Here is a 9,424-nt window from a genome sequence, read left to right on the forward strand (position 1 = left end):
TTAGTTACCTTCTGGTAACAATCTCTACACAATACTTTAGTTCTTTTATTCATGATCCTTTGGCGATTCGCGTTGCGAATTGTCCCGATATGATGAATTTGAAGTTGGGTTGTTTTGTCGAAATTCTAAAAAAGTTGATCTATCATATTAACAGATTATTATTAATTGTAATATTTGCAAGAAATAATACAAAAAGTGAAACCTAAAATCTCCAAAACAAGATCCAAAAATCTTGAAAATTGTATAAAATAATTAGCCTTATCCTTGATTAATTGATCCAAAACATTTTGATTCTATTAAATTTTATTAAAAATAAAAAACACTTTTTAATATACGAAAAATTATATTCTTTGCAAATTCATTTTTTTTAAAGCACGAACAGATATAAAAACTTTTTTAATTTTACCATGATCATCGATAATGCGAATTTTTTGCAAGTTAGCCTTCCATTTTCTTTTATTAGCATTCATAGCGTGACTACGTTTATTACCGCATAAAATAGCTTTACCTGTTAAATAACATTTGGCCATTTAATATTCACTCCTTTTATTTTTTTATATAAATTAAATTAATAATAATAATTTTAACAATTTTTTAGTAAATTATTCAAATTAACTTATTAATAAACAATGTATCTAATACGGATAGATTAATTGCTTTTTATTCAGCGATTTATATTTGCTGTTTTATTTACAATCAGCCCCCGTCCAAACAGTACGAGCAAGTTTCCAAGCACACCGCTTGCCCTAATTTACTCTCTTGCGAGAACTAATTTCCCCTAACGGTTGATTAGCTATTTATTCTTATTGTTCTTATTCTTTTGATATTATGTATTTGTTGATTGGTTATCTTTTGATGACAATCTTCACACAATACCTTTGTTCTTTTATTCATGATCCTTTAGTGATTCGCGTTGCGAACTGTCCCAATGTGATGAATTTGCAGTTGGGTTGTTCTGTCGCAATTCTCACAACGTTCCACTTTTAGAAGGTCAGTTAAGATTCGTACAACCTTGGAATATAAATCTATTAATGGTAATGTCAGAGTTTCCCTTGTAGTTACGCATTTTTTTAATTTTATCCCAAGAGCAGACGATCCATGGTTCATATTGGGTTTTCCTTTTATTAAGAAAAGGAATACTCCAAGTTGAACCTATATTCAGTTTCTTTCGAACTCTGGCAATCAACGTTTTTCGCTTTCTTGCCAGTGTCTTCAAGCAGCTATCTTCGGCTAGATAATTTAGATAAGTTAAAATATCTAGATTGTTAAATGGTTATCTTTATGTTCCGCAAATCTTATTAGTCACAAAACAAATCCAATGCTAAGTAAATATTTATCAGATTATTCATCCCATATCGTATTCTGATACTTTGATTATTTAACAAACGTTTTCTATAAAGGCAAATTAACCTTATTTTTAACGATTAATTTAATAATTCCGCATTAAGTTGTACTTCTCTGACTGTTAAAAAGTTTGATTCTAATGCATTTTATTTAATTATTGGTTAATTTCATCAATCTAAATTTAGTTAATCTAAAGATCAACCCGAATTACTCAAAAGAAAGTTAAACTTTTTAGAAATGGTGAGATTCCAAATTTTAAACTTGATATTACTCTTTATTATTAATTATAAAATAACCCATTATTGCTCTCACAGTGTAGTGATTGATTAAATCACGAGATATTTAGGTTTCTTTGATTTTCATAATCTTTAATAGAATTTTTAGCCAATTTAATAACTTGATTAATTTCTTGTTGATTATAAACATTCATACCACAAGCACGAAAATGCCCGCCACCATTAAATTGATGAGCGATATGATTAATTTCAGGTCCTATTGAACGTATACTTATCTTCCAATAATTTTTAATCTTATTTTCTATTATAAATAACCATACAGGATATCCTTGGATATTATGGAAAATATTCACTACACTATTAATATCTTCAAACTTCAATTTAAATGTTTCAATAATATCATGAGTAATCTTAATATAAATTAAACCATCCTCAGCAATAAAATTACTACATACATAGCCTTTAAATCTTAATATATTAATAGGTTGAACAGTGATTTTAGTATCAACTTGAAAAGCATCAAACCCATAACGTAACAAATCAGAAACAATTTGTAAAGTTTTATAATTTACTCTGTCAAAACGAAAATGACCAGTATCTGTAACCATACCAATATAAATAGGTAAAGCACCTTTGATACTCAAATTTAAATCATTAACTTCTTTAAAAGTATAAATCATTTCCGAACAAGAAGAAAAACTTGGATCAATCCAAGAATTTTGTTCATCTCCGTAAATTTCTCCTATTAAATGATGGTCAATACGTATAATTTTTTTAGCTATTTTATATCTAACATCACTAATTACATTAGTATTTCCACAATCCACTACAATAGCTAAAGATCGAGATATAACATCATCATTAATTTCATCCATGAAACCTAAAAACGAAAAAATAGGATTATTTTCGCCTAAAGTATAAACTTTTTTATTAGGAAAACTTTGTTGAATAATATCTTTCAATCCTAATTGAGAACCATAACAATCTCCATCGGGATTTTTATGCCCAAATATAGTAATAATATCAAATTCATTTATATTGTTAAGAATTAAATGATTCATAGATATTGTATTAGGATTCATTTGTATCACATTTTGATTCATTTTTTCTATTCTCCTATATTAGTTAAATTAAATCTTTTTTATAACATTAATTGTGAGCAATCCTTGTATAAGCTTCCATAAATAAAAAATTTATTTTTTGTTTTAAATTAGTTGTTTGGTTATCAATAGCTAAAATTTCTGTAAACAAATCATTTAATATCGAGCGAAAAAAAACTACATCAACAAAAATAGGCGTCGTGAAATAAGTATTTTTATCGTTATTATCATAAGTATGTTCTTGAGCGAATTTAACCGATTTAAATTTATACAATGCTCGTCTTTTTATTTTTTGTTCTCCTATTACTTTCGGATTTTGCTTATCAATAATATTATTTTTCTCACAAAAATAATTTTCCAATGTTCGAATTTGTTCATCAATACACTTTTGTTCGCTAGGAGTCTTTAAAGTATTTAAAACATCTTCGCGAGTAATAATAAAACCGCCTTTGCATAACAACATATCTATATAAACATCTTTAGAAATCAAATACTTCAAAAATAACCAAGAAGCTAACATTTTATCATCATCTTCCGAATAAAATAAATTAACATTAGGACCTTGAATAATATTTTTATATTGATCGTTATAACTCATACAAGGAAAAGGAGTCATTTCTATATTAAAATCTGATACTTGATTATGTAATAAATCAGATCGTCTGGTAGAAGTAATAAACATACCAGTTTTACGTTGCATAAACATTTCTTTACTACTAATACCAATTAATTTAGAACTAGTTAAAAACCCTTTATTATAAAAATTTTCTTTAAAATATTGCATATTATTTTTAACATTTTCATCTAACAAAAAACTCTTAACTGCATTTTCATCTTTTGGATAAGAAATCCCTTTTTGTTCGTTGCTAATAATAATTAAATTAGCTAAACTTTCCGATGTAATAGGGATAAAAGTTTGATCTTTTTTAAGTTCAATCAATTTAGCACAAAAAGTTTCTAAATAAGGCCAAATCAAATAATCTTTATTGACTTTTAAAACTTTAAAATCGAATTTTCCTTGATGATCAATAATTTTAGAACAATCATCTTTAAAATCTACCTTATGTTTTTCGTAAAAAAATGTATTCAAATCATCACGATATTGTTTAAATAAATCGCTATCATAAAACATAACTTCTGTAGATTTAACAAATGGTAGACTATAATGATGAGGTTGTTCGTCGTAAACATTAGGCAATTGCAATTTTTTCGCATAACCTTTAAAAAATTTAGAATTATCATGAAAATCATCATCAGAATCTATAAAAATATCTAATGGTACTACTTTAAACGATTTAGAATAAAATTCAATATGATCATCATAAGAAAATGCAATATTAGGTTGTTTATTAACGGGTAAAGAATTAGCAACACTTTTACAAATTTGTTCCCAATTAACCTTATTAACCTCTTTAATTTTAATATTAGGATTATGTTGTTCAAATTCTTTAATAGATAATTTAATAATTTCTAACTCTTTAGGATACAAGTTGTGCCAAAAAATAATTTCTACAGGCTTTTTAAGAGATTTAAAATAACTAACTTGAGATTTATGATTGTGAAATTTTTGACTGATTACATTCCTTAAACTATCATATTTTTTGGTAAAAAATTCGTTATTTTGAGAAGTTCGAAAATAATTAGATATTATGATAAAAATAGCAATGGCATTAAAATATATAAATATTTTTCCCACGTTACCAATATTTAAAATTTTAGATTTCAAATTAACCTTTAATACCACGTCGACTATCTCCTGATATAATATATTTTTTAAAAATAATAAATAAAAATAATAGAGGCAAATTTATTAAAACAAAAATAGCCATTTGAAGATTTAAAGTCTCTGTAACAGATTCTGAATCAAAAATTTTTCTTATCATATTAGTCAATAACTTCGCGCCAACCAACTCTGGCCAAGCATAAGCATTCCAAGCTGCTATAGTTCTAAAAACAGCAATTACAATAACAGTAGGTTTTGTTATAGGTAATAAAATTTTCCATAAATATTGCAAATTATTAACGCCGTCTACCTTAGCTGTATAGTATAATTCTTTAGGAACACGTTTAAAAGTTTGAATTAACAAAAATAAATGTACTACATTAATCAAATAAGGAAAAGTCATGGCGAAATAAACACCACCAGGAATAATAGAACCATTACCATTATCAACTAAACCCAAATTAGAAACAGTACGAAAATTAGTCAAAATTAAAGTTTCACTTGTAATTGACATAGCTAAAAACAATAACATTAAAATAATTCTTTTTAAAGGAAAAGCAAAAAAACTTAAAGCAAAAGCAGCTAAAACACAACAAACAGTTCCCAATAAAGTAGAAAAAGATACCATAATGCAAGTATTTGTGAAATATTGTAAAAATTTAAAATCTTTAAGAGCGAAAACATTTTTATAATTAATAAACTGCAAACCTTGTTTAGGCCAACTTAATAAATTATTTTCTACAATATCTTTATGACTTTTCAAAGAAGTGATAACCATTACATAAAAAGGAAATGTTAAAAATAATAAAATTGAGATTAAAAACAAATATTTAATAATAGCAAAATAGCTTATTTTACCTAACTTATGTTTAATATTACAAATATTGACGCTTATAAAACGATAAATCTTATTAATATCCATATAAATAATTATTACAAATCCACTTTCATCAATTTATTTTCTTTTTTAGAAATATAAAAACTCATAGTAGTAAATACAACAGAAATTAATAATAATATCGTAGCAGCAGCTGCCCCTTTAGAATAAGAATTATAATGAGAACTAGATAATTGATTATAAATATAACCCACTAAAGTTTGTACTCGATAATTAGCGTTTCTCCCAAAAACACCTATAACAGATTCATATTCTTTGATAACCATTAAAGTTTCAATTATTAATTGATAAAAAATAGTCGAAGCCAATAAAGGTAAAACTATTTTTGTCAAAATACGAAACTTAGAAGCTCCATCAATTTTTGCTGCATCGTAATAAGATTTATCAATATCTTGCAAAGATAAAATAAAAACAAAAATTTTAAAAGGTAATCTAGCCCATATATTATAAAAAACTAAAACAAAAATTTTATGAGAATAAGGAGCAGAAATATTGATCCAAGGTTGAGGTTTAATACCGAAAAAACCTAAAAAAGAATTAAATAATCCTTCTGGTCTAATCGCGCTAGTAGTATTGTAATAAAAAAAAGAACCAAAAATCATACTCATAATAATAGTATTAGATAACAAAGGTAATAAAAAAAATGTTTTAAAAAAATGTTGCACTACATAATTACGAACGCTATTTAAAGCTAAAGCGATAATTAAAGATAAAAAAATAGATATTGGCACACAAATAATTACTAGAAGAAGAGTATTTCGTAATGCAAAAACAAAATCTATATCTTTAAAAATAGAAATATAATTACTTAAACTAAAAAAATCATAAAGCTTCATGCTAAAAGAATCGTTAAATTTATCATATTTAGCATTAAAAGAAATAATAATATTTTTAACTAAAGGATAAAAAGTAAAAACAGTTAAAAAAACCAACATAGGCGATAAATAATACCAATGTCTATGATTTTTATGCCCAATATTTTCTAACATTTAAAAAATCCTATTTTCATTAATTTTATCAAAAACAAATAATTTATTTTTTTTAATATCGAAGCGAATTTTTTGTTTATTAATTTTATTAGCATTTAATTGTTCTTGTTGGTAAGTAGGTATAATAACTTGAAATGTCTTATAAATAGATTCAGTTTTTTTTGCTAATAAAACTAATTCGCGACCTAAATTTTCTAAAGCTATACCTTCAATTTCGAAAATTCCATCTTGTTTCAATTCATAACCTTCAGGTCGGATCGCAACATAAACTTCTTTATTATTAAATGATTGAAAACGTTGATCTTTTAAAATAACATTTTTGCCTACTTTTAAATTACCACAATGAAGCATACCATTAAATACAGAAATAAGAGGAACACCCAAAAAAGAAGCTACAAACAAATTCACAGGATTATTATAAATTTCGTACGGAGTACCACATTGCTGAATAGTACCTTTATTCATAACATAGATCTTATCACTCATATACATAGCTTCTTCTTGATCATGAGTGACTAAAACAGCAGTTACATTAGTTTTTATTTGTATTTTACGTATTTCATCTCTCATCCTAATACGCAAATGAGTATCTAAATTAGATAAAGCTTCATCTAACAATAATATACCAGAATATTTAATTAAAGCTCTAGCAATAGCTACACGTTGTTGTTGGCCTCCAGATAATTCAAAAGGCATTTTATCTAAATAATCACTAGTAGATGTTAAAGCAGAAATTTTATCTAACTCTTCTTGAATTTTGTCGGAAGATACTTTTAAATTTTGTAAAGGAAAAGTAATATTTTGGCGAGCAGTCATATGAGGATATAAAGAATAATTTTGAAATACTAAACCCACACCTCTTTTCTCCGGAGGAACTTTTGTGACATCAACATTGTCAAAAAAAATATTACCTTCAGTAACCGAAATTAAACCTGCTATGATATAAAGAATAGTTGATTTACCACAACCTGAAGGCCCTAAAATACTTACTAATTCTCCTTTTTGAATTTCCAAATTAATATTTTTAACTGCGAAAGTTTTTTTATGATTATGTTTATTAACAAAAACTTTAGAAACATTTAACATTTTAATAAACATGCTTTTTATATAACCTCTTTTAATTTTGTTTTTTAGAATTTTTTATTAAAAAAGAAATGTTAAAAAATATTACAATAACTCCTAGGAAAGGCAATAACATCCCTTATATTTTCTAAACCTGTTAAATAAAGTAGCATACGTTCAAAACCTAAACCAAATCCAGAATGAATACAACTACCAAAACGACGTAAATCTAAATACCAATCTAAATCTGTTGTATTTATTTGCATTTCATGCATTTTATTTTCTAAAATTTCCAATCTTTCTTCTCTTTGGGAACCGCCTACTAATTCTCCTACTTTTGGAACTAATAAATCCATACCTGCAACTGTTTCATTATCATCATTATTACGCATATAAAAAGCCTTAATATTTTTAGGCCAATGTGTCACAAAAATAGGTTTTTTAAAAACAACTTCTGTCAAATATTTTTCATGTTCTGTAGATAAATCCGAACCGTAAATAGGTTTTTGTTCGAAATTAAAAGAACTTTTATCAAGGAGAGTAATAGCCTCTTTGTAGGTAATTATTGGAAAATCTTTAAGATTAACAACATAATTTAATCTATTAATCAAGCCAGGTTCAATATTTTTATCAAAAAAATCTAAATCAGATTTATTTTTTCGTAAACAAAAATTAATTACATACTGTAACATTTGTTGAACTAAAATAATACTCGATGACAAATCATAAAAAGCCATTTCTGCTTCAATCATCCAAAACTCAGAAATATGACGAGAAGTATTAGATTTTTCTGCTCTAAAAGTAGGAGAAAAAGTATAAACTTTTTTAAAAGCTGTTGCAAAAGCTTCAGCTTCTAACTGTCCTGTTACAGCTAAAAAAACAGGCTTTCCGAAAAAATCTTTTTGAAAATCAATAATCTTTTTATTTGATAAATTTTGAAGATCCAAACTCGTTACTTGAAATAAAGACCCAGCTCCTTCGCCATCATTGGTAGTAATAATAGGAGCATGAATATTAATAAAACCTTTATTTTGAAAAAAATTATGTATAGCAAAAGTCACAGTATTACGTAACCTAAAAACAGCACCAAAAAGTTTTGTTCTTAATCGTAAATGAGGTAATTGTCTTAAAAAAGCTCTAGAATGTGGTTTTGGTTGAATAGGATATTTTACAGAACTAGAACCTAAAATAACAAAACGAGAGGCCACAAATTCTAAATTCCTAATAGAAGCATTCTTCAAAGGCATCAAAATACCTTCTATATAAACAGAAGCACCAATATTAAGTTCATTTTTAATTTTCTTTAAACAAATAAATTCATTATCTTTACAAATAATTTGCAAATCTTCAACAAAAGAACCATCATTAATATCAACAAAAAAAATATTTTTTTGAAAACGACAATTTTTTATCCAACCATTAATAGAAATTTTTTTTTTACATATAAAGAATATTTTTCATAAATATTTTTAATAGTTTTGTTAGCCAACATACAAAATAATATATCTCTTTCGATAAATTTCTCCCAATAATATAAGTATTAGAAATTAAGTTTTTAATTGTAAATTTAAAATAATCATACCAAAATAAAATTAATTAATTAAAAAAAATAATAAATTTTATCTTTTTACTGTAATTGTAATTTTTTAAAACAGTAACCAATATACAAGGACATTTGTATCTTCTTTTAATTATTAATATCTTTAATATTTTTAGTCGAAAACAAATTATGACTAATTTATTTTATCACGTTATCATCTTTTTTATCTTTGAAAAATTTATTAATTTTATTTAATCAAATTTTGATTTAACTAATAATAAATATAAAAAATGCTTATATTTTTAATCTAGCAAATTTTTTCGAAAATCTATATTTGAAAAAAATAGATTCAATAGAAAATCTCTTAATTTATATTTATAAAATTTAATAAATTACAATTAATATTTTTGAAGAAATTATTATTTTTTTAAATACAATAAAAAATGATAATTCTTCTTTTATAAGTTTTCGTAATAAATTAATGTTTGAATTGATGTATAGTTCAGGTCTAAGAGTATCTGAAATTTTAAAT

Annotated in this window: 7 protein-coding genes and 1 pseudogene; all 8 read right to left on the reverse strand. The window is 25.0% G+C overall.

Going from position 1 to position 9,424, the window contains the following annotated elements; translation table 11 throughout:
* Positions 1-341 precede the first annotated feature (341 nt).
* The 8 genes and pseudogenes from rpmB to asnS all read right to left on the reverse strand — a co-directional run bounded on the left by rpmB (position 342) and on the right by asnS (position 8,844).
* Positions 342-530, reverse strand: a complete 189-nt coding sequence (rpmB, locus tag OC698_RS02215) for a 50S ribosomal protein L28 (RefSeq protein ID WP_304513092.1) — start codon at positions 528-530, stop codon at positions 342-344.
* Positions 531-900: 370 nt separating this feature from the next.
* Entirely contained in the window at positions 901-1,107 is a 207-nt protein-coding gene (locus OC698_RS02220; protein WP_304513093.1) for a hypothetical protein, read from the reverse strand.
* A gap of 568 nt (positions 1,108-1,675) precedes the next feature.
* A complete protein-coding gene (locus tag OC698_RS02225; protein WP_304513094.1) occupies positions 1,676-2,683 on the reverse strand; it encodes a DHH family phosphoesterase in 1,008 nt (335 codons plus the stop codon).
* A gap of 46 nt (positions 2,684-2,729) precedes the next feature.
* Positions 2,730-4,424, reverse strand: a complete 1,695-nt coding sequence (locus tag OC698_RS02230; RefSeq protein ID WP_304513095.1) for an extracellular solute-binding protein — start codon at positions 4,422-4,424, stop codon at positions 2,730-2,732.
* Complete coding sequence (locus OC698_RS02235; protein WP_304513096.1) at positions 4,408-5,325, reverse strand: carbohydrate ABC transporter permease; 918 nt, start codon at positions 5,323-5,325, stop codon at positions 4,408-4,410. Before OC698_RS02235 ends, OC698_RS02230 begins: the two co-directional genes overlap by 17 nt.
* A gap of 11 nt (positions 5,326-5,336) precedes the next feature.
* A complete protein-coding gene (locus OC698_RS02240) occupies positions 5,337-6,290 on the reverse strand; it encodes a carbohydrate ABC transporter permease (protein ID WP_304513097.1) in 954 nt (317 codons plus the stop codon).
* Positions 6,291-7,388 (reverse strand): ABC transporter ATP-binding protein, encoded by a 1,098-nt coding sequence (locus tag OC698_RS02245; protein ID WP_304513098.1) that lies wholly within the window; start codon positions 7,386-7,388, stop codon positions 6,291-6,293.
* Between the two features lie 59 nt (positions 7,389-7,447).
* Positions 7,448-8,844, reverse strand: a pseudogene (asnS, locus tag OC698_RS02250) (asparagine--tRNA ligase).
* Positions 8,845-9,424: the final 580 nt, after the last annotated feature.

It is taken from the genome of Candidatus Phytoplasma gossypii (assembly GCF_030586975.1).
Lineage (GTDB): Bacteria > Bacillota_I > Bacilli_A > Acholeplasmatales > Acholeplasmataceae > Phytoplasma > Phytoplasma citri.